The organism is Allobosea sp. 05T433, assembly GCF_056396065.1.
In genome coordinates this window covers 23,583-43,446 of record NZ_JBFTKS010000018.1, presented here as the reverse complement: position 1 = coordinate 43,446, position 19,864 = coordinate 23,583, and the positions used below count along the sequence as shown (strand labels likewise).

At 65.5% G+C, this 19,864-nt stretch carries 13 protein-coding genes; 7 read left to right on the top strand and 6 right to left on the bottom strand.

The genetic code is table 11. From position 1 onward, the window contains the following. Together prfB and AC1DGP_RS22645 are read left to right on the top strand one after the other, a co-directional pair. Positions 1-1,129, top strand: a protein-coding gene (gene prfB / locus AC1DGP_RS22650) for a peptide chain release factor 2 (RefSeq protein ID WP_441489997.1) whose coding sequence is annotated in 2 segments (ribosomal slippage) — positions 1-69 and positions 71-1,129 — 1,128 coding nt in all. Because the reading frame shifts where the segments join, the coding sequence is not laid out codon by codon here. A 16-nt stretch (positions 1,130-1,145) separates the two neighbouring features. Beyond that, positions 1,146-2,261, top strand: a complete 1,116-nt coding sequence (locus AC1DGP_RS22645) for an SGNH/GDSL hydrolase family protein (protein WP_441505391.1) — start codon at positions 1,146-1,148, stop codon at positions 2,259-2,261. A gap of 372 nt (positions 2,262-2,633) precedes the next feature. On the opposite strand, the gene mdoH is transcribed toward AC1DGP_RS22645, so the two are convergent. Beyond that, positions 2,634-4,793, bottom strand: a complete 2,160-nt coding sequence (gene mdoH, locus AC1DGP_RS22640; RefSeq protein WP_441505597.1) for a glucans biosynthesis glucosyltransferase MdoH — start codon at positions 4,791-4,793, stop codon at positions 2,634-2,636. A gap of 5 nt (positions 4,794-4,798) precedes the next feature. Further along, positions 4,799-6,235, bottom strand: a complete 1,437-nt coding sequence (locus tag AC1DGP_RS22635) for an OpgD/OpgG family glucan biosynthesis protein (protein ID WP_441489999.1) — start codon at positions 6,233-6,235, stop codon at positions 4,799-4,801. A 442-nt stretch (positions 6,236-6,677) separates the two neighbouring features. On the opposite strand from AC1DGP_RS22635, the gene glmU reads away from it, so the two are divergent. Continuing rightward, positions 6,678-8,057, top strand: a complete 1,380-nt coding sequence (gene glmU / locus AC1DGP_RS22630; protein ID WP_441490000.1) for a bifunctional UDP-N-acetylglucosamine diphosphorylase/glucosamine-1-phosphate N-acetyltransferase GlmU — start codon at positions 6,678-6,680, stop codon at positions 8,055-8,057. Between the two features lie 107 nt (positions 8,058-8,164). Further along, positions 8,165-9,991 carry a glutamine--fructose-6-phosphate transaminase (isomerizing) gene (glmS, locus tag AC1DGP_RS22625; protein WP_441490001.1) on the top strand — a complete coding sequence of 609 codons (1,827 nt, stop codon included), beginning with the start codon at positions 8,165-8,167 and terminating at the stop codon, positions 9,989-9,991. A gap of 19 nt (positions 9,992-10,010) precedes the next feature. Here the strand turns inward: glmS and AC1DGP_RS22620 are convergent, their stop codons facing one another. Continuing rightward, the gene (locus AC1DGP_RS22620; protein ID WP_441490002.1) at positions 10,011-10,409 is read right to left on the bottom strand and encodes a YbaN family protein; all 399 of its coding nucleotides are present in this window, start codon (positions 10,407-10,409) and stop codon (positions 10,011-10,013) included. Between the two features lie 166 nt (positions 10,410-10,575). On the opposite strand from AC1DGP_RS22620, the gene AC1DGP_RS22615 reads away from it, so the two are divergent. Continuing rightward, a complete protein-coding gene (locus AC1DGP_RS22615) occupies positions 10,576-11,259 on the top strand; it encodes a DUF502 domain-containing protein (RefSeq protein WP_441490003.1) in 684 nt (227 codons plus the stop codon). A gap of 37 nt (positions 11,260-11,296) precedes the next feature. Here the strand turns inward: AC1DGP_RS22615 and AC1DGP_RS22610 are convergent, their stop codons facing one another. Together AC1DGP_RS22610 and recG are read right to left on the bottom strand one after the other, a co-directional pair. After that, on the bottom strand, positions 11,297-12,130 hold the full coding sequence (locus AC1DGP_RS22610) for an AraC family transcriptional regulator (RefSeq protein ID WP_441505392.1): 834 nt from the start codon (positions 12,128-12,130) through the stop codon (positions 11,297-11,299). Positions 12,131-12,319: 189 nt separating this feature from the next. Further along, complete coding sequence (recG, locus tag AC1DGP_RS22605) at positions 12,320-14,422, bottom strand: ATP-dependent DNA helicase RecG (protein WP_441505393.1); 2,103 nt, start codon at positions 14,420-14,422, stop codon at positions 12,320-12,322. Positions 14,423-14,567: 145 nt separating this feature from the next. On the opposite strand from recG, the gene AC1DGP_RS22600 reads away from it, so the two are divergent. Both AC1DGP_RS22600 and mfd read left to right on the top strand, forming a co-directional pair. Next, on the top strand, positions 14,568-14,864 hold the full coding sequence (locus AC1DGP_RS22600; protein ID WP_441490006.1) for an FAD assembly factor SdhE: 297 nt from the start codon (positions 14,568-14,570) through the stop codon (positions 14,862-14,864). 20 nt (positions 14,865-14,884) lie between these two features. Next, positions 14,885-18,433 carry a transcription-repair coupling factor gene (gene mfd / locus AC1DGP_RS22595; RefSeq protein WP_476832539.1) on the top strand — a complete coding sequence of 1,183 codons (3,549 nt, stop codon included), beginning with the start codon at positions 14,885-14,887 and terminating at the stop codon, positions 18,431-18,433. 198 nt (positions 18,434-18,631) lie between these two features. On the opposite strand, the gene rnd is transcribed toward mfd, so the two are convergent. Next, complete coding sequence (gene rnd, locus AC1DGP_RS22590; RefSeq protein WP_441490008.1) at positions 18,632-19,771, bottom strand: ribonuclease D; 1,140 nt, start codon at positions 19,769-19,771, stop codon at positions 18,632-18,634. Positions 19,772-19,864 lie beyond the last annotated feature (93 nt).

Genomic DNA, 19,864 nt, shown 5'->3' with positions numbered 1-19,864 from the left:
ATGCGTCCTGAAGTTCAGACCCAACTTGATAACGCCAAGCAGTCGATTGGACTGCTGAGGAGGCATCTTTGACTGGGATGTCGCACAACGACGCCTCGCGGAGCTGAACGCACTTTCCGAAGGCCCCACCTTCTGGGACGATGCCGAGCAGGCACAAAAGCTCATGCGCGAGCGGACCTCGCTCGAAGACCAGATCAACGGCATCCTGAAGCTCGAGCGCGATCTCGACGATGCCCTGACGCTGATCGAGCTGGGCGAGATGGAGAGTGATGCCGCCTCCATCACGGAAGGCGAAGTCGCGATCAAGGCTGTCGAGCAGGAAGCGGCACGCCGGCAGGTCGAGACACTGCTCTCCGGAGAGGCCGACATGCTCGATACCTATGTCGAAATCCATCCTGGCGCCGGCGGTACCGAAAGCCAGGACTGGGCCGAGATGCTGCTGCGCATGTACCGGCGCTGGGGCGAGCGGCGGAAGTTCAAGGTCGAGATGCTCGACTATCAGGATGGCGATCAGGCCGGCATCAAGTCGGCGACGCTGCAGTTCAAGGGCCACAATGCCTATGGCTGGCTGAAGACCGAATCGGGCGTGCACCGGCTCGTGCGCATCTCGCCATTCGATTCGAACGCCCGCCGGCAGACCAGCTTCGCATCCGTCTGGGTCTATCCCGTCGTCGACGACCGGATCGTTATCGACGTCAAGGAATCGGATTGCCGGATTGACACCTACCGCGCCCAGGGCGCCGGCGGGCAGCACATCAACACGACCGATTCGGCGGTGCGCATCACGCATATCCCGACGGGGATTGCGGTCACCTGCCAGCAGGAGCGTTCACAGCACAAGAACCGCGCCAAGGCGTGGGACATGCTGCGCGCCCGCCTCTACGAGGTCGAGCTGAAGAAGCGCGAGGAAAAGGCGAATGCCGAGGCGGCCTCCAAGACCGATATCGGCTGGGGCCACCAGATTCGCTCCTATGTGCTGCAGCCCTATCAGCTGGTGAAGGACCTGCGCACCGGAGTGAGCTCGACGGCGCCGTCGGACGTGCTCGACGGTGATCTTGACCCGTTCATGGAGGCGTCGCTCGCGCAGCGCGTCTATGGCACCGAGGTCGAAGTCGAGGATATCGACTAGAGCAATGAGCGGGAGCATGACGGTGGAGAAACCTCGCTCCCGCCTGCGCAACGGCCTGATCAATCTTGGCGTGTCGCTGGCCAGCCTGCTGGTGTTTCTCGCGTTTTGCGAGCTTGTTCTGTTTCGCTTCGTGCTGCCGGGCAGCGACGTGCCGCGCAACGACTTCGCCAATGAACTCGTGCGCTATGCTCCGAACCAGACCGGCGTCTGGCGCGTGCGCGACGAGATCGCGGCGCCATTCTCGATCAACGCCAAGGGGTGGAATTCGCCCTTGCCGGATTATCCGGCCGAGCGCATTCCCGGGCGTCGACGGGTCGCCTTTGTCGGCGACAGCTTCGTCGAGGCCCTGCAGGTTCCGGTCGGGCGCAGCGTCGCCGACGTGATTCAGGGTGGCCTTGCCAGCGCGGGCCCCGTCGAGGTCTACCGCTACGCCATCGCCGGGGCACCCTTCAGCCAATATATCCAGATGATCGACCGTGAGGTGCTGGCGGCGAGGCCGGACCAGATCGTCGTGCTGCTGGTCCATAACGACTTCGACGAGAGCTTTGTCTTCACGCCGGGCCGGTATACGTCGAGCTTCCTGAAGCTGCGTGTCGAGGGCGGCAAGGTTCTAGGCGAGATCGCGCCTGAGCCTTGGCGTCCCCGCGCCGTGGAGTGGCTCAGGCAGACCGCGACGGCGCGCTATTTCCTCTATCGCTGGCAGGTGCGCCCGCAGGCTCTGCTGGATGCGTTCCTCGGGCCGGCCCAGGCCGAGGATACGCGCTTTGCGGCCAATATCGATGTCGCGTCGGTGCTGAGTCGCGAGGCCGATATCCGCGCCGCGACGGATTACATGATGGTCCGCCTTGCGGCGCAGGCCCGCAGTATCGGCGCCCAGTTGCTGGTGGCCATGGATGGCGATCGCAGCGCGATCTACGCCGGCCGCCCCGACAGCCCGGCGCTGAAGCTCAACCGTATCGCCGCCGAGGCCGCATCACGGGCGGGGATCGCCTTCCTCGACCTGCACCCCGTCTTCGCCGAGGACTGGGCTCGCAACCAGCGGCGATTCGAGTTCGCGGCGGATGCTCACTGGAACGAGAATGGCCACGCCGTCGCCGCTCGGGCGATCCAGGATGTCCTCACCAGGCAGTGAGCAGCCCGAGGACTTAAGCGCCAGACGGCGAATGCGCGTTGGCACGAGGCTGGTGATTTCGGCTGGGATGATGCGGAACCGCGGATCTTCCGGCGACCGGAAAGCCCAGGGAACCCTGACCGGGCCAGTGAAGGCTCTCTTCCCGCATGGGCCACAGCTCCGAGCCGCCGAAGCCGCCCGGCCGGGATGCTGGTTTGAATGCAGCGTGCTCTGAGGCCGCAGCCGCTTGCGAAGCGACCGGGCGCTCAGAAGGCGGCCATGTAGCGAATGGCTGACGCTCAAGCGCAGCGTCGCGGGTATGCAGGGCAGACGACGACCGGCGATCTGTTTCCCGTCCCCCGCCGTCGCTCCGAAACTGACGAGCTTCCCCGTCTAGTCCTTCGACGGCTGCAACGAGGACAGCAAGCCAACCAGAGCGCGGTCGTGAAGCACGACCATACGTTCCCTCGGCTTCAGCCAGATCGCGGCCTCGTCGATCGTTTCCGCGTCGACCAGCTTTGCCTGTGCGACGGCGCGCTCGGGCTCGACTTCACCGCGGCGGCGCGGATGCCCCTCGGGGAGCATCATGTCGTGCTCGGCACGCAGGCGCGGATCGGCATGCAGCGCCTTGAGGCCGTCGGCTTCGTCGAAGCCCGCCTTGGCGAATTCCTCCTGCAGCGCATTGGCACGCAGCGCGATCGCCGGCGGGTCGCCTTCCTCCGGCGTCACCAGGAGCTTGTGCCGCTTCAGCCAGAGCCCGAGCGCGAGCTGGCCCGATGCCCAGGACAGCGGAATGGCCAGCACGAGACCCACGATCGTCGGCGACATCCAAGCGAAGAGCGAGGTCGCGATCATGAAGGCCGAGATACCGGCGATGGCGCCGAGTGCGGTGTGCATTCGGTGGCGCCGGATGATGTCCTTCAACGGAATCGAGCCGTCGTCGCGGCGCTGCGGGTTCCAGCCCGTGTCGCGTCCGAGCAGGATCTGGAAGACCGAACCCGATTGGATCAGCATCATGATCGGCGCGAAGAAGGCGGAGAACAGGATCTCGAGCAGCGACGAGAGAATCAGCCGGATGGTACCGCCGCAGGCGCGCCGCAGCTTGCCGTCGAACAGGGTCAGCAGCAGCCCAAAGAGCTTTGGTGCGAGCAGGATCGCCATGGTGAGGGCGAACAGGTTCAAGGCGCGCTCGGGGTCGAAGCGCGGCCAGACCGGGAAGAGCGTGAACTCCTGGGTGAAGTATTCAGGGCGCGCGTAATTGACCTGCAGCACGATCAGGATGCCGACCACGAGCTGCATCAACCAGAACGGCGAGGCGAGATAGCCCATGATGCCGGTGGCGAAATGCTGGCGCGTCGACCAGACGAAACCCTTCGCGCCGATGATGCGCGAGTGCTGGAGATTGCCCTGCGCCCAGCGGCGGTCGCGCACTGATATGTCGATCAGGGAGGGCGGGCTCTCCTCATACGAACCCGTCAGGTCGGGAAGCATATAGACCGACCAGCCGGCGCGGCGCATCAGCGCGGCCTCGACGAAGTCATGGCTCAAGACATGTCCGCCGAAGGGCGGCTTGCCGTTCAGATCGGGCAGTCCGCAATGATCGGCGAAGGCCTTGGTGCGAATGATCGCGTTATGGCCCCAGTAATTGCCGTCGCGGCCCGACCACATGGCGAGGCCGGTCGCGATCACCGGTCCGTAGACCCGTGCCGCGAATTGCTGCAGCCGCGCGAAGAAGGTGTTGCGATTGATGATCAGCGGCAGCGACTGGATGATTCCTGCGTCGGGATCGGCCTCCATCGCGACAGCGAGGCGCACGATGCAGGTGCCGGTCATCAGGCTGTCGGCGTCGAGCACGACCATGTGCTCGTAGTCACCGCCCCAACGGGTGACGAAATCGGCGATGTTGCCGGCCTTGCGGTGATGGTTCTTCGGGCGGTGCCGGTAGTAGACGCGCGCGCCGGGGCCGAGCCGTTCACGCAGAGCGAGAAAGGCGCGCTCCTCGGCGATCCAGACATCAGGATTGGTCGTGTCCGAGACGATGAAATAGTCGAAATGCGCCCCGAGGCCCGTGGCCTCTACCGATTCCCGGATCGCGGCCAGCGCCGCGAAGGTTCGCGCGGTCGACTCGTTGTAGATCGGCATCACCACGACGGTGCGATGCTGGAGGGATTCCGCCCGTTCGGTCCGGCCGGTCCTAAACAGCAGGCCGAAGAACCCCATCAGTGCGCTGGTGAAGGCGAGTGCGATCCACGAGAAATTGACCGTGAACAGCAGCAGCAAGACGTACTGCAGGAAGGTCGTGCGGCTGACCGACACGACATGGTACATTTCCCAGGCGCCATAGGCGGTGAGCGCGAGACCGCCACCGAAGACGAAGAGGCGCTTCAGCCACGGCGTCGTCCAGGCCAATGGTGCGGCGGGCTTGCGGCGTTCCGAGGCCTTCCAGCTGCGGAAGGACTGGACCGGCATCACCAGCCGGTTCTCAGGCGGGGTCGCTGCCTCCGGACGGGGCAAGCCCGGACGGGGAGCGGTTTCGACCGCGCGCGGCGGCATCTCGGTCACCACGTCCATCGATTCAACCACGTTTCCGATACGGGCTGGCCGCCGGCTTCGAGCACAAGGCGCAGTTCGGAGAGATTCTCATTGCCAGGGTCGACCTCGAAGCGGACCCGCATCAGCTTGCGTTCCGGATAAGGCCAAAGACGCAAACCCTGGATCGCCCCGGTCGTCGCCGTGATATTGGCGCGCGTCGCGGCAACCACAGCGGGGTCCGCCAGCTTGTCACCTGTGAACTCGACCATGAACCGTCGACGCCGACCCTGCGTGCCGCGGCCTTGACGCATGCGCGTGGCCAGGGCGAGCGGTGGTCGCTCGGGTGGCTGCCAGCACCAGGCCTGGCGATAGGCGATCGTGGTTTCGCTGCCCGCGGCGATCGGCTGGCGCGGCCGCCAGTAGGAAATGATGTTGCTGTTGATGTCGGAATCGCTTGGGATCTCGATCAGCTGGACTGAACCGGCTCCCCATTCTCCAAGCGGCTCCATCCAGACGCTGGGGCGAAGCTCGAAGCGCTGGTCGTCATCCTGGAACGCTGCCGGATCGCGCTCCCGCTGGACGAGACCGAAGCCGCGCGGATTGGTGTCGACGAAAGAAGAGACCTGCAGATTGGTCGGGTTGCTGACCGGGCGGTAGATCCATTCGCCGGCGCCGGTGAGCATCTGGACACCGGAGACCTCGTGCACGGCCGGGCGGACGTCGTCGAAGGTCCGGCGGCTCTGAGGCCCCGACATGAAGGTGCCCGTGGTGCAGCCGAAGCCGACATGGTCCAACACCTGCCGCGCGAACAGGGTCATCTCGACATCGATGAATGTGACGTCGCCGGGGCGCAGAGTCATCCGGGCCGCACCTGACAGGCTCTCGGAATCGAGCAGGGCGTGAATCACGAGCATGCCCGATGCCGGATTGGGGCGCTCGATCCAGAAGGCGCGGAAGAAGGGAATCTCCTCGCCCCGCGTCTCGCCGGGACGCAGGATCAGCGCGCGCGCCAGCGCACCGAAGTTCTGGCCGCGCGCCACGGCGCGGAAGAAGGTCGCGCCCTGGAAGATCGCAACCTCGTAAGGCCGCTCGAGCCCGGCGGAGACCCGGAAGCCGGAGAACTGCAGATCGACGCCCGCCGGGGGGGGAGCAACCTTGCCGTAGTCGAACTTGCCGCGATCGAACGCAACGCGGCGCACGACATCGTCTTCGACCGTGAACAGGCTGACGGGAGCAGAAAAGACGTAGCCGCGATGCAGCGGCTCGACCGTGAAGCCGCGGTTCTCTCCAGCCCAGATCAGGCCGCCGGGTTGCGCACGAATCCCGGAGAACTGGTCGAAGGGCAGGGTGGCGTAGCCTTCGGGCAGATCATTGGTCGTCACCGGAACCATCGGGCGCCGCGACAGCATGCGGGCGGCCTCGACAACCAGTGCGGCATCGAAACGCTGACCTTCCGCGATCACCGACTGTACAGTTGCGGCCCAGCTGGCCTGAGAAAATGCAGGGCTCGTGCCCATAAGCGGCGCGGCGGCGAGGCTGTACGCCGCACCCTCCAGAAACCATCGGCGATTCAAGGATTTCGACATTATTTCCAACATACGCGGGCGGCGCAGTCGCACCCCAGCGCTTCTAGATCATTTCCCGGCTGGCTGAAAAGCGGTCGCCGCTTAAAAATTGCGTGCGGCCAGCGACTTGGGCAACGCGTTTGCGTTGCCGGCGGAAAGGTATTGCCATTGCGTCTCGCCCCTCGAATACGCCGGCCGAAGATCTCTCCGGAGGTTTTGGCAAATGCCATCAGGATCGGCTATCCACGGCGACCGCAATGCCACCATGCACCAAATCGCCCACGCGACACCGTCAGGGTCACGGGAGCGAAAGGCTAGATCCGCAGGGAAGCCGACAATCATGACCGAAATACAGCCCGGACGTACCTGCCTTGCAGTTATTCTCGCCGCGGGCGAGGGCACAAGGATGAAATCGCAGCGCCCGAAGGTGCTGCATGAGATGGCCGGCCGCTCGCTGCTCGGTCATGCGCTCGCGGCAGTTGCTGCGGCGGGGGCAGATGCGGTCGCGGTGGTGATCGGGCCGGATCGGCCGGACGTCGCAGCCGAGGTCGAGGCGCTCCTGCCGTCGGCACGCGTCTTCGTCCAGGCCGAGCGCCGCGGCACGGCGCATGCGGTGCTGGCGGCGCGTGCGGCGCTGGCCGAGGGCTATGACGATATCCTCGTCGCCTTCGCGGATACGCCGCTGGTTCGGCCCGAGACCTTCCTGTCGCTGCGGGCTGGGCTCGCCGATGGTGCGCCGGTTGTGGCGCTGGGATTCGAGGCTGCCGACCCGACTGGCTACGGGCGGTTTGTGATGCGCGACGGCGTGCTGGAAGCGATCGTCGAGCACAAGGATGCGAGCGCGGCCGAGCGGACGATCCGGTTCTGCAATGCCGGGCTGATGGCCTTGGACGGTCGGCACGCACTTGCCATTCTCGATTCAATCGGCAGCTCGAACGCCCAGAACGAATTCTATTTGACCGACGCCCCGGCGCTCGCTCGCGCCAAAGGCTTGAAGGTGGTCGCGCTGAGCGCCCCCGAAAGCGAAGTGCAGGGCGTCAATGACCGCGCCCAACTCGCTGCTGCGGAAGCAGAGTTCCAGCGCCGCAAGCGCCTGGCGGTAATGAAGGAGGGTGCGACGCTGATTGCGCCCGAGACCGTGTTCTTCAGCTACGACACGACAATCGGCAGCGATGTCCTGATCGAACCCAATGTCGTTTTTGGCCCCGGCGTCAGCGTTGCCGATGGCGCGGTGATTCATGCCTTCTCGCATCTGGAGGGCGCCGAGGTTGGCCCGCAGGCGAGTGTCGGGCCTTATGGCCGGCTGCGCCCCGGCGCGAAGCTGGCGCGCAAGGCCAAGGTCGGGAACTTCGTGGAGATCAAGGCGGCGGATATCGGGGAAGGAGCCAAGGTCAGCCATCTCACCTATATCGGGGATGCGAGCGTCGGCGCCGAGGCCAATATCGGTGCCGGTACGATCACCTGTAATTATGACGGATTCTTCAAATACAAGACGACCATCGGTGCCGGCGCCTTTGTCGGTTCGAACTCGTCGCTGGTTGCCCCGGTGACGATCGGCGATGGGGCTTATGTCGGCTCCGGTTCGGTCATCACCTCCGATGTTCCGCCTGACGGGCTGGCGATCGCTCGCGGCAGGCAAGTCGGGCGGGACGGTTGGGCGAAGGTGTTCCGAGATAGGGCAAAGGTCAGGAAGCTGAGCGCGGCCAAGAATACGGATTGAATCGACGCCGAAACCGCCTGTTCACAGTCTGACATTCAACGTGATTGGGTGTTTTTGGCGTTCGCAGCTACACGGGCCGGCAACGGCAACACTCAAAGAGGTCGGGCATGTGTGGCATTGTGGGGATCCTGGGCAAGGAAGCCGTAGCCATTCAGGTGGTCGAGGCGCTGCGGCGGCTCGAATATCGGGGTTATGATTCCGCCGGCGTCGCGACGCTGGAGAAGGGTCTGCTCACGCGCCGCCGTGCCGAGGGCAAGCTCAGGAACCTCGAGATCCGCCTGTCGAACGAGCCGCTCGATGGGATGATCGGCATCGGCCATACGCGCTGGGCGACGCATGGCAAGCCAAACGAGACCAATGCTCACCCGCATGCGACCGAGAAGCTCGCGGTCGTGCATAACGGCATCATCGAGAACTTCCGCGAGCTGCGCGCCGAGCTCGAAGCTGCGGGCCGCGTCTTCGAGACCGAGACCGATACCGAGATCGTCGCCCATCTCGTCACCAGCGAGATGGAGCGGGGCAAGAATCCGGTTGCGGCGGTTGCAGCCAGCCTGCCACGCCTGCGCGGTGCCTTTGCCCTCGCATTCCTGTTCCAGGGCGAGGAAGACCTGTTGATCGGCGCTCGCAAGGGCTCGCCGCTCGCGGTCGGCGTCGGCGATGGCGAGATGTATCTCGGCTCTGACGCGTTGGCGTTGGCCCCTTTCACCAATCTCATCGCCTATCTGGAAGAAGGCGATTGGGTCGTGCTCCATCGCAAAGGCGCGACCTTCTACGACGTCACGGGCGCGCAGGTGGAGCGTCGCGCGCAGCGGGTCGCCGCCGGCACCTTCCTGGTCGAGAAGGGCAACTACCATCATTTCATGGCCAAGGAGATCCACGAGCAGCCGGAGGTCGTCGGCCATACGCTGACGAAGTATCTGGACATGGCTGCGGGAACCGTGCGCCTGCCCTTCGATGCCCCCTTTGACTGGAAGGCGCTGTCGCGGCTGTCCATCTCGGCCTGCGGAACCGCCTATTATGCGGGACTGACGGCGAAGTACTGGTTCGAGAAGCTGGCGCGGTTGCCCGTCGAGATCGATGTCGCCTCCGAGTTCCGCTATCGCGAGGCGCCGCTGCCCAAGGACGGTCTCGCGCTCTTCGTTTCGCAATCGGGTGAAACCGCCGATACGCTTGCCTGCCTGCGCTACGCCCGTCAGGAAGGGCAGCACGTCCTTGCCGTCGTGAACGTGCCGACCTCGACAATCGCGCGAGAGAGCGATGTCGTGGCGCCGACCCTGGCCGGGCCGGAGATCGGCGTGGCTTCGACCAAGGCCTTTACCTGCCAGTTGACCGCGCTCGCGAGCCTGGCCCTTGCGGCGGCTCGCGCCCGCGGCACGCTTTCGGAGGCGGAAGAGGCCCGATATGTCCGCGAGCTGATCGCGCTGCCGGGATTGATGGCGCAGGCATTGACGCTGGAACCCGAGATCGAGAAGCTCGCCCGAAAGCTGTCGAAGGCACGCGACGTGCTCTATCTCGGCCGGGGCACGAGCTTCCCGATGGCGCTCGAAGGCGCTCTGAAGCTCAAGGAAATCAGCTATATACACGCCGAAGGTTATCCGGCAGGTGAGCTGAAGCATGGTCCTATCGCACTGATCGACGAGGACATGCCGGTCATCGTCATCGCACCGCATGATACGCTGTTCGAGAAGACCGCCTCCAACATGCAGGAGGTCGCGGCACGTGGCGGCCGGATCATCCTGATCACCGACGCCAAGGGCGCTGCCGAATGTGGCATCGAGCCCGAGGTGACGATCGTGATGCCGGATATGGACCCGCTCTTCGCACCGATCGTCTATGCAGTCCCGATCCAGATGATCGCCTATCAAACGGCCGTCTTCATGGGCAAGGACGTCGACCAGCCGCGCAACCTGGCAAAATCCGTCACTGTCGAGTGATCAATCCTCGGTCGAGTGATCAATCCTGGCGGGTCGGCTCCGGCCGGCTCGCGACATAGCTTCCGGCGGCGAGCAGGCTGGCGCCGCTGGCCCAGAGCGCGACAGGCGGAGCGTCGCTCAGCGCCACCAGTCCGAAGCTGAACAGCATGGAGCCGCAGGCGATCCATTTCGCCCGACGGTCGATCGCGCCGGTTGCGCGCCAGCGACGGACGTGCGGACCCAGCCTGGGATGGCCAAGCAGCCAGGCCTCGAAGCGAGGCGAAGACCGCGAAAAGCACCAGGCCGCGAGAATCAGGAAGACTGTTCCCGGCATCAGCGGCAGCACGAGGCCGATAACCCCGATTCCCGTGAACACCCAACCAGCGGCGAACATCAGCGGCCTGTACCAGCGGCGGAGTTGCCGGGGTGTTTCGGTCACGAAATCCATCCGCATTCGCGTCGGCACGTGAGACGGGGCTGGTCAGCAGCACCGGCTCGGCTATCCTGCTCATATCGCGATGCAGCGCCGCCGAGGCAAGCACGCCCTGTGGAGATCGGATTCCCGGACCGCCATGACGTTAGACGGCCCTCCTGATCCCAGCCACATGCTTCAGCCGGATTTGCTGCGGCCGACTGCGGGCACGCGGCTACGCCGCTATTTCCTGACCGGGCTCGTGATCGCGGGGCCGCTGGCGATCACCGCTTCGGTGACCTGGTGGTTCATCAACCTGATCGACGGGGTGGTGAAGCCGCTGATCCCCAACAATTATCTGCCCGAGACCTATCTGCCTTATCCGATCCCCGGCTTCGGGCTGGTGATCGGATTGATCGGCTTGACGCTGCTCGGCTTCCTGACGGCCAACCTGGTCGGGCGTACCCTGCTCGATGCTGGGGAGGCGATCCTGCACCGGATGCCGGTGATCCGCGGCCTCTACAAGGGCGTGAAGCAGGTTTTCGAGACGATATTCTCGCAATCGGGCACATCGTTCCGCAAGGTCGGCATGGTGCAGTTCCCGCAGCCGGGCATGTGGTCCATCGTTTTCATCTCTCAGGAGGCGGCGCCCGAGATCAGCTCACGGCTGCCGGATGGCAGCGAACAGATCGGCGTCTTCCTGCCCTGCACGCCGAACCCGACCACGGGTTTCTTCTTCTACCTGCCGCGTCGCGAGGTGGTGGAGCTTTCAATCTCCGTGGAGGACGGCGCCAAGCTCATCATGTCCGCCGGGCTGATCCAGCCGGGGGAGAATGGCTCGAAGGCGCCACCAGGCAACGGCAAGTCCCAGAACTGATCTGCGGACTTGCCGTCCTTTTTGGTCCGGGAGGTCGTCAGGCCTTCAACGGAACCCAGATTTCGACGGTTCCGGTACCGCTTTGCGGATCGAAGCGCTCGTCATAGCGCTCGAAGCTCGGCCCTTCCGAGGCTTTCCAGCCCTTCTTCGGCAGCCAGTCGCGCCAGATTGCGTCGAATGTGCCCTTGATGCCCGAGATATGGCCGTGATGCAGGAACACGACATAGTTCTGCTCGGGAATGCGGATGCGGTCGAATTCGGGTGGCAGGTCGGAAAAGGATTTCACCTCGACGCCAGCGAGATAGTCGAAGCTGCCCTCGTCGTCGGCGTTGTAGCAGACCCCGTAGCCGATGCCCCCGATCTGGCCCGGGACATGGCCGAAATGCGGGGTGAGCTTCTGCCAGAGCGACGGAATGCCGGCAGTGGTCTCATAGGTGTAGCGGCTGCCGAACCCGGCAACGAGCATGCTCTTGCCGGTCAGTGAGCGGGGTTCTTCCAGGATAACGGTTGGGCTTGCGTCCATGACGATGGGCTCCACGAGCTTGAGCGCCGAGAGGTCGCGCCGCTCGCGCAGTTCTTCGGGCGTGAGGCCGAATTGCTCGCGAAAGGCGCGGGTGAAGGCCTCGTGAGAGCCGTACCCCCAGTCCAGCGCGACGGAGAGGATGTCCGGCGCGCCATTCGCCAGTCTCCGGGCGGCTTCGGTCAGCCGGCGTTCGCGCACATAGCGCATCACCGAGCGGCCGGTCGCGTTGCCGAAGGCGCGGCAGAGATGGAAGCGCGAGACGCCGCTGACCGAGGCGATCTCGTCGAGCGAGATCCCGGAGGCGAAGCGGCTCTCGACGCACCACACGGCTTTGCTGATTGGGTCCATTGTGGTTCTCACGAAGGCACACCCGGACGATGCCGATCCCGCGCTACGGCCGCTTGATCGGGATTGATCTCCCGCAGGATCTCCAGCGCTAAAGCATCGGCCCGAAAAGTGGATTGCGGTTTTCGGGAAAGCCGATGCAATCACAGATGGCTAGATCGTCGGACCGGATACGATATCCGGTCCGACGATCTAGCCGGCGCGCAAAAGCTTGATCGCGACGTCCCTCTCGAACAAATAGAGCAGCGTCCTGACGGCTTCGCCGCGTTCGCCGGCGAGGTGCGGGTCGCGCTCTATCAGGAGCCGCGCATCATCGCGAGCGGCGGCCAGCAGATCGCCATCGATTTCGGGGCGGGCAACGCGCCAGTCGGGGGATCCGGACTGGCGCGTGCCGAGCACCTCGCCTTCGCCACGCAGGCGCAGATCTTCCTCGGCAATCCGAAAGCCGTCCTCGGTCTCGCGCATGATGGTCAATCGCGCTTCCGCGACCGGACCCAACGGCCCCTTATAGAGCAGGAGGCAGGTCGATGCGGCCGAGCCGCGCCCGATCCGCCCGCGTAGCTGGTGGAGCTGGGCCAAGCCAAAGCGCTCGGCATGCTCGATCACCATGACGCTGGCATTGGGCACGTCGACCCCGACCTCGATGACGGTGGTCGACACCAGGATGCGCGTCTCGCCGGCAACGAAGGCCGCCATCGCAGCGTCCTTGTCGCGCCCGGGCATCTGGCCATGCAGCAGCCCGACCCTGGCGCCGAAGTGCCCCCCCAGTTCCTCGAAGCGCTCCTGCGCGGCGGCGACATCGAGCGTGTCCGATTCCTGAACGAGCGGGCAGACCCAATAGACCTGCGCGCCGGCCTCCACCGCGCGGCCGACTGCGCCAACGACCTCGTCATAGCGTTCGAGCGAGATCGCGCGTGTCGAGATCGGTTTGCGGCCGGCCGGCTTCTCGGCGAGCACCGAGACATCCATGTCTCCGAACCAGGTCAGCGCCAAGGTGCGCGGGATCGGCGTTGCCGTCATGACCAGCACGTCGACGGCCTCGCCCTTCGAGCCCAGCATCAGGCGCTGATGGACGCCGAAACGGTGCTGTTCGTCGACCACCGCCAGCGCGAGATCGTGGAAGACGACGCCTTCCTGGAACAGCGCATGGGTGCCGACCACGATGGCGATCTCGCCGCTCGCCAACCGCTCGAGCACCTGGCGTCGGCCGGCGCCTTTCTCGCGGCCGGTCAGCAGGGCGAGCTTGAGCCCGGCCGTTTCTGCCAGCGGCGCCAGCCGTTCGGCATGCTGGCGCGCCAGGATTTCGGTTGGCGCCATCAACACCGATTGCCGGCCGGCTTCGGCGGCTGCGACCATCGCCATCAGGGCGACAACGGTCTTTCCCGAGCCGACATCGCCCTGCAGCAGACGCAGCATGCGCTCGGGCTTCTCCATGTCCGAATGGATATCGGCCACGGCCTGGCGCTGGCCATCGGTGAGCGAAAAGGGCAGGGCTGCTTCGATCGCCTTGAGCATGCGGCCGTCACCGGCGGTGACGCGCCCGGCTGCCTTCTTCTGCTGCCGGCGCACCAGGGCAAGCGCGATCTGGCTCGCCAGCAATTCGTCATAGGCAACGCGCCTGCGTGCGATCGTGTCACCCTCGACGGCGCGCAGGTCCGGCGGGTGGTGTAGGGCACGGATGGCCTCGGCGAAGGAGGCGAAGCCGGCCTTCTGCAGAAAGCTGCGGTCCTGCCATTCGGCGAGCTCCGGACATTTTTCCGCCGCTGCTGCCACGATGCGTGTCATGACGCGGGGCCCGATGCCTTCGGTCAGGCCGTAGACCGGCTCGATCGACGGCAGGCTGGCGAAGGCCCGGGCATCCATGATGCGGTCGGGGTGGACCATTTGGCGCATACCGTCCCAGAGCTCGAGCTTGCCCGAGATGATGCGGAACTCGCCGACCGGCAACGTCTGCTGGAGATGGCGGACATCGGCATGGAAGAAGACCAGGGTCACGTCCCCGGTCTCGTCCTCGACGATGACGCGATAGGGAGCTTTGGCCTTGCCGGGCGGGGCCGGGCGATGCTCGGTGACACGGGCCGAAAAGGTCGCGACATCGCCGACCGGAGCGTCGGCGATGCTGGCGCTGGGGCGACGATCGATCGCGCCCGTGGGAAGGTGGAAGAGCAGGTCGACGACCCGCGCTGGCTGCGTCTCGTCGCCGAGCAGCTTGTCCAGAAGCTTGCCGAGCTTGGGGCCGACGCCGGGCAATATCGTCGCGGGAGCAAAGAGCGGATCAAGCAGGGAAGGACGCATCTGCCTCGGGTGGGAACCGGAATTGCGGGAAACGCGGCGGTTCGGCCACTGACTCGCCCCGACGCCATCGCTATATAGCCTGCATCGGCAGGTTCCGCGACGGGGCCGGCCCGTTCCGCCATTTGCATTTCATGCGAGGCTTACGATGAGTGGCTCTTCCCGCACCAGTGCCGATCTCGATCCGCGCCGCCGCAAGATCCTGTTCCGTGCCTGGCATCGCGGCATGCGGGAGACGGACCTGATCATGGGCCGCTTCGCCGACGCCGAGATCGGCACGTTGAGCGATGCCGAACTCGACGAGTTCGAGCAACTGATCGAGGTTCTCGACCGAGACCTGCTGTCCTGGATCACAGGAGAGGCCGAGGTGCCGGTGAACTACGATACGGCCGTGTTCCGACGGCTGAAGGCGTTCCACAACCACAGCAAGCCGATTCACGTCTGAGCACGCAGCGACAATCCGATATGAGCATTCCGCCCCCCGCCCAGCTCGCCAAGCTGCAGATCGACCGCATCCTCGACGCGCTGAAGCGGGGCGACAAGCCGACGCTCGCCAGCGTGCCGGACGGGTTCGACGCCGTCGTCCTTGCCGATCTCGTCCGGACCCGGGCGAAGAAGGTGGAAGGCGCGGCAATGCTCGTCTTCGTCGCGCGTGACGGGCAGCGGCTGCAGGTTCTGGAAAATGCGCTCCAGTTCGTGGCGCCCGATCTGGAGGTGATGAGCTTCCCGGCCTGGGACTGCCAGCCCTATGACCGCGTCTCGCCGGCTCCTGCCATCGTGGCCCATCGCATGACGACGTTGTCGCGACTGGCCAAGACCAAGTCAGGCGACAAGCCGCGTCTGCTGCTGACGACGGTCAACGCCGCGCTGCAGCGCGTGCCGGCCTTCAGCAAGGTGGCCTCGGAGAGCTTTTCGGCTGCGCCAGGCAACATGGTCGACACAGAGCAACTCGCACGCTGGCTCGACATGAACGGCTACCTGCGGACCTCGACGGTGCGCGAGACCGGCGAGTTCGCGGTGCGCGGTGGCATCGTCGATCTCTTTCCGCCCGGCATGCCTGCGCCGATCCGCCTCGACTTCTTCGGCGACGCGTTGGAATCGATCCGGACCTTCGACCCCGAGACGCAGCGCACCACGGGCCAGTTGCGCGGACTCGATCTCGTGCCGATGTCCGAGGCGCAGATGACGAGCGAGAGCATCAAGCGCTTTCGCCAGTCCTATATCACGAGCTTCGGCACGCCCGGCCGTGACGACATGCTCTACGAGGCGGTCAGCGAAGGCCGGCGGCCTGCGGGGCTCGAGCATTGGCTGCCCTTGCTGGCCGACCGGCTCGACACGCTCTTCACCTATCTGCCGGATGTGCCGCTGGTTCTCGACGCGCAGGCCGAGGATGCGGTCGGCGAGCGCATCAGCCTGATCAAGGACTACTACGATGCGCGCAAGGCCGCCCTCGACCAGGGCGGCACGGGAGGGACGCCCTACAAGCCGTTGCCACCCGATGCGCTCTACCTGTCCCCGGCCGAATGGCGCGGCGTGATCGACAATGCCGGCGTCGCGTCGCTGACGCCGTTCCAGCTGCCCGATAGCGACGGCAAGCTGATCGTCGATCTCGGCGCCCGCCAGGGTCGAAGCTTTGCGGCCGAGCGCGCCGACAATGCCGGCAGCGTCTTCGATGCGGCGGTCGCCCATGTGAAAGCGCTGCAGGCCGATGGCCGGCGCGTCATCCTTGCGGCATGGTCGGAGGGCTCCCGCGAACGCCTGGCCCATGTGCTGGCCGATCATGGCCTCAAGACCGTACAGACCACGGGGTCCCTGCGCGCGGCCTTCGATCTGAAGCCCGGCATCACGGCACTCGCGGTCTGGGGCTTCGAGACCGGCTTCGAGGCCGGCAAGCTTGCGGTCATCGGCGAGCAGGACATCCTGGGCGACCGCCTCGTGCGCCCGCGCCGCAAGACGCGCCGGCCGCAGGATTTCATCGCCGAGCTGTCATCGCTCGCGCCCGGCGACCTTGTCGTCCATGTCGATCACGGCATTGGCCGCTTCATTGGATTGCAGAGCATCACGGCGGCCGGAGCGCCGCATGATTGTCTCGAAATCCACTATGCGGGCGATGCCAAGCTGTTCCTGCCGGTCGAGAATATCGAGCTGCTCTCGCGCTATGGCTCGGAGGACACCGAGGTTCCTCTTGACCGGCTTGGCGGCGGTGGCTGGCAGGCGCGCAAGGCCAAGCTGAAGCAGCGCATCCGCGAGATGGCGGGCAAGCTGATCCAGATCGCTGCCGCCCGCGCGCTGAAGGAGGCGCCGCGCCTCGTTCCGCCGGACGGGCTCTATGATGAATTCCGGGCTCGCTTCCCGTTCGAGGAAACGGAAGACCAGCAGAACACGATCGATGCGGTACTGGACGATCTCGCGGCCGGTCGGCCGATGGACCGCCTGGTCTGCGGCGATGTCGGCTTCGGCAAGACCGAGGTGGCGCTGCGTGCCGCCTTCACGACGGCGCTGGCCGGCAAGCAGGTCGCGGTCGTGGTGCCGACGACATTGCTCGCCCGCCAGCATTACCGGAATTTCGCCGAGCGCTTTGCGGGGTTGCCGGTGAAGGTCGGCCAGGCCTCGCGCTTCGTCTCGGCTCAGGATCTCAAGGCGGTCAAGCAGGGCATCGCCGACGGCACCATGGACATCGTCGTCGGTACCCATGCCCTGCTCGGCAAGGGCGTCGAGTTCAAGGATCTCGGCCTCGTCATCGTCGACGAGGAGCAGCATTTTGGCGTCAACCACAAGGAGCGGCTGAAGGAGTTCCGCGCCGAGGTGCATATGCTGACGCTGTCGGCCACGCCGATACCGCGTACGCTCCAACTCGCCATGACGGGTGTGCGCGAGCTCTCGATCATTGCGACCCCGCCGGTCGACCGGTTGGCCGTGCGGACTTTCGTCACGCCGTTCGATCCGCTGATCGTGCGCGAGGCGTTGCTGCGCGAGCGCTATCGTGGTGGCCGCAGCTTCTATGTCGTGCCGCGCATCGAGGACATCGCCGAGGTCAAGGACTTCCTCGACAAGCAGGTACCCGAGGCCAAGGTCGGCATTGCCCATGGCCAGATGGCGGCGGGCCAGCTCGAGGACGTGATGACGGCCTTCTACGAGGGCCAGTACGACGTTCTGCTCTCGACCACGATCGTCGAGTCCGGGCTCGATATCCCGACGGCTAACACCCTGATCGTGCATCGCGCCGACATGTTCGGCCTCGCCCAGCTCTATCAGCTGCGCGGGCGCGTCGGCCGCTCGAAGATCCGCGCCTACGCGCTCTTCACCATGCCGGCCAATCGCAAGCTGACCGAGCAGGCCGAGCGCCGGCTGAAGGTTCTGCAATCGCTCGACACGTTKGGTGCGGGGTTCCAGCTCGCCAGCCACGATCTCGACATCCGTGGCGCCGGCAACCTGCTCGGCGACGAGCAATCCGGGCACATCAAGGAGGTCGGCTACGAACTCTACCAGCAGATGCTCGAGGAGGCGGTGGCGCAGCTCAAGGCCGGCATCGACATCGTTGCCGAAAGCCAATGGTCGCCAAGTATCCAGATCGGCGCGCCGGTGATGATCCCCGAGCACTATGTCACCGACCTGACGCTGCGCCTGACCCTCTACAAGCGGCTCTCGACGCTCGACGAGGATGGCGAGATCCAATCCTTCGGTGCCGAGCTGGTCGACCGTTTCGGGCCGCTGCCGGAAGAAGTGCAGCAACTTCTGGAGATCGTGGCGATCAAGGCGCTCTGCCGCCGGGCCAATGTCGAGAAGGTCGAGGCCGGACCGAAGGGCATCATCGTTGCTTTCCGCGACAACGAGTTCGCCAATCCCGAGGGGCTGGTCGGCTATGTCGCGAAGCAGGGAACGCTGGCCAAGGTCCGTCCCGACATGCGCGTCGTCTTCATCGACGACTTCGAGACGGCGGAGCAGCGGCTCAAGGGCACGCGCCGGTTGCTGACCGATCTGGCGCGCATCGCCGAGCGAAAGAAGGCGGCGTGAGCATCAGCACGAGACGCTGGCCTTAGCCTCGTCTGTCATGGGAGGGGCGCGGCGGCGAAGCAATCCCGGCCTCTGCCTGAGGGGATTGCTTCGCTCGTGACGACGAGACAGGGCGTCTCTGACGCAAGGCATAGGCCCGAAACGCGGACGGCTTTCGGGAAGGCTGCTGCAAGCGCAGAAGGTTAGATCATCGGCCGCTCAGGCGACGGTCACGCGCCCGCGGGAGATCTTCAGGCTCAGCTGCCCGTTCTTCAGCGCCAGCGCCTTGTTGCCGAAGACTTCGCGGCGCCAACCCTGCAGGGCCGGTACATCGGCCAGGTCGTCCGAGGCGATGGCCTCGAGATCGTCGGTCGAGGCCAGGATCTTGGGGGCGACGCGTTCGGCATCGGCGGTCGCCTTCAGCAACACCTTGAGCAGGTCGAGTACGGCGCCATTGGTCGGGCGTCCGCGCTCGCGTTCGAGACGGGGCAGGGTCCTGGGATCGAGCGCCAGGCCGCGCTCGATCGCCGCGAGCACCTCGCCGCCGGCCCGCGAGCGCTCGAAGCCGTTCGGCACGGAGCGAAGCTCCGCCAGCGCCTCGACCGAGCGCGGACCGCGCTGAACGATATCCATCAGCGCATCGTCCTTCAGCACCCGCTGGCGCGGCACGTCGCGGCTTTGCGCCTCCCGCTCCCGCCAGGCGGCGATCTCCATCAGCAGCGCGACTTCCTTGGGCTTGCGAATCCGGCCCTTCAGGCGCTGCCAGGCGTTCTCGGGCCTGACCTCATAGGTGCCTGGCGAATTCAGGATCGCCATTTCCTCGGCAACCCAGCCCTCACGGCCGCTGGCGGCGAGATCGGCCGATAGGGCGAGATAGATGTCACGCAGATAGGTGACATCGGACTCGGCATAGGTCAGCTGCGCCTCGGTCAACGGTCGGCGCGACCAGTCGGTGAAGCGCGAGGATTTGTCGATCCGCGCCTTGGCGAGGTCGTTGGCGAGCTGCTCGTAACCGACGGAGTCGCCATAGCCGCAGACCATTGCGGCGACCTGCGTGTCGAATAGCGGGGTCGGGAGCATCTTGCCGATGATCCAGATGATCTCGAGGTCCTGCCGTGCGGCGTGGAACACCTTGACGACGTTCTGGTCGGCCATCAGCGCCAGGAAGGGCGCGAGGTCGATTTCGGGGGCGAGCGGATCGACAAGCACCGCCTCGTCGGGCGAGGCGAGCTGGATCAGGCAGAGCTTCGGATAATAGGTCGTCTCCCGCAGGAATTCGGTGTCGACCGTGACGAAGGGATGCTGGGCCAGCCGCGCGCACGCCTCGGCCAGATCCTGTGTGGTGGTGATGAGGCTCATGATTAGCGGCTTAGCGGAGGAACGGGTTGTCCGTCGAGTCCGCGTTTCATGCTTCTGCTCGCCGGCGCCGCATGACCTTCAGAAGAACGGGCC

What these genes read in the sequence shown, in the direction of transcription:
- AC1DGP_RS22645 (WP_441505391.1), top strand. Translation starts at nt 1,146, where the DNA reads ATGACGGTGGAGAAACCTCGCTCCCGCCTGCGCAACGGCCTGATCAAT.
- glmS (WP_441490001.1), top strand. Translation starts at nt 8,165, where the DNA reads ATGTGTGGCATTGTGGGGATCCTGGGCAAGGAAGCCGTAGCCATTCAG.
- recG (WP_441505393.1), bottom strand. Translation starts at nt 14,422, where the DNA reads ATGCGTCCTTCCCTGCTTGATCCGCTCTTTGCTCCCGCGACGATATTG.
- glmU (WP_441490000.1), top strand. Translation starts at nt 6,678, where the DNA reads ATGACCGAAATACAGCCCGGACGTACCTGCCTTGCAGTTATTCTCGCC.
- AC1DGP_RS22600 (WP_441490006.1), top strand. Translation starts at nt 14,568, where the DNA reads ATGAGTGGCTCTTCCCGCACCAGTGCCGATCTCGATCCGCGCCGCCGC.
- AC1DGP_RS22610 (WP_441505392.1), bottom strand. Translation starts at nt 12,130, where the DNA reads ATGGACCCAATCAGCAAAGCCGTGTGGTGCGTCGAGAGCCGCTTCGCC.
- AC1DGP_RS22615 (WP_441490003.1), top strand. Translation starts at nt 10,576, where the DNA reads ATGCTTCAGCCGGATTTGCTGCGGCCGACTGCGGGCACGCGGCTACGC.
- rnd (WP_441490008.1), bottom strand. Translation starts at nt 19,771, where the DNA reads ATGAGCCTCATCACCACCACACAGGATCTGGCCGAGGCGTGCGCGCGG.
- mdoH (WP_441505597.1), bottom strand. Translation starts at nt 4,793, where the DNA reads ATGCCGCCGCGCGCGGTCGAAACCGCTCCCCGTCCGGGCTTGCCCCGT.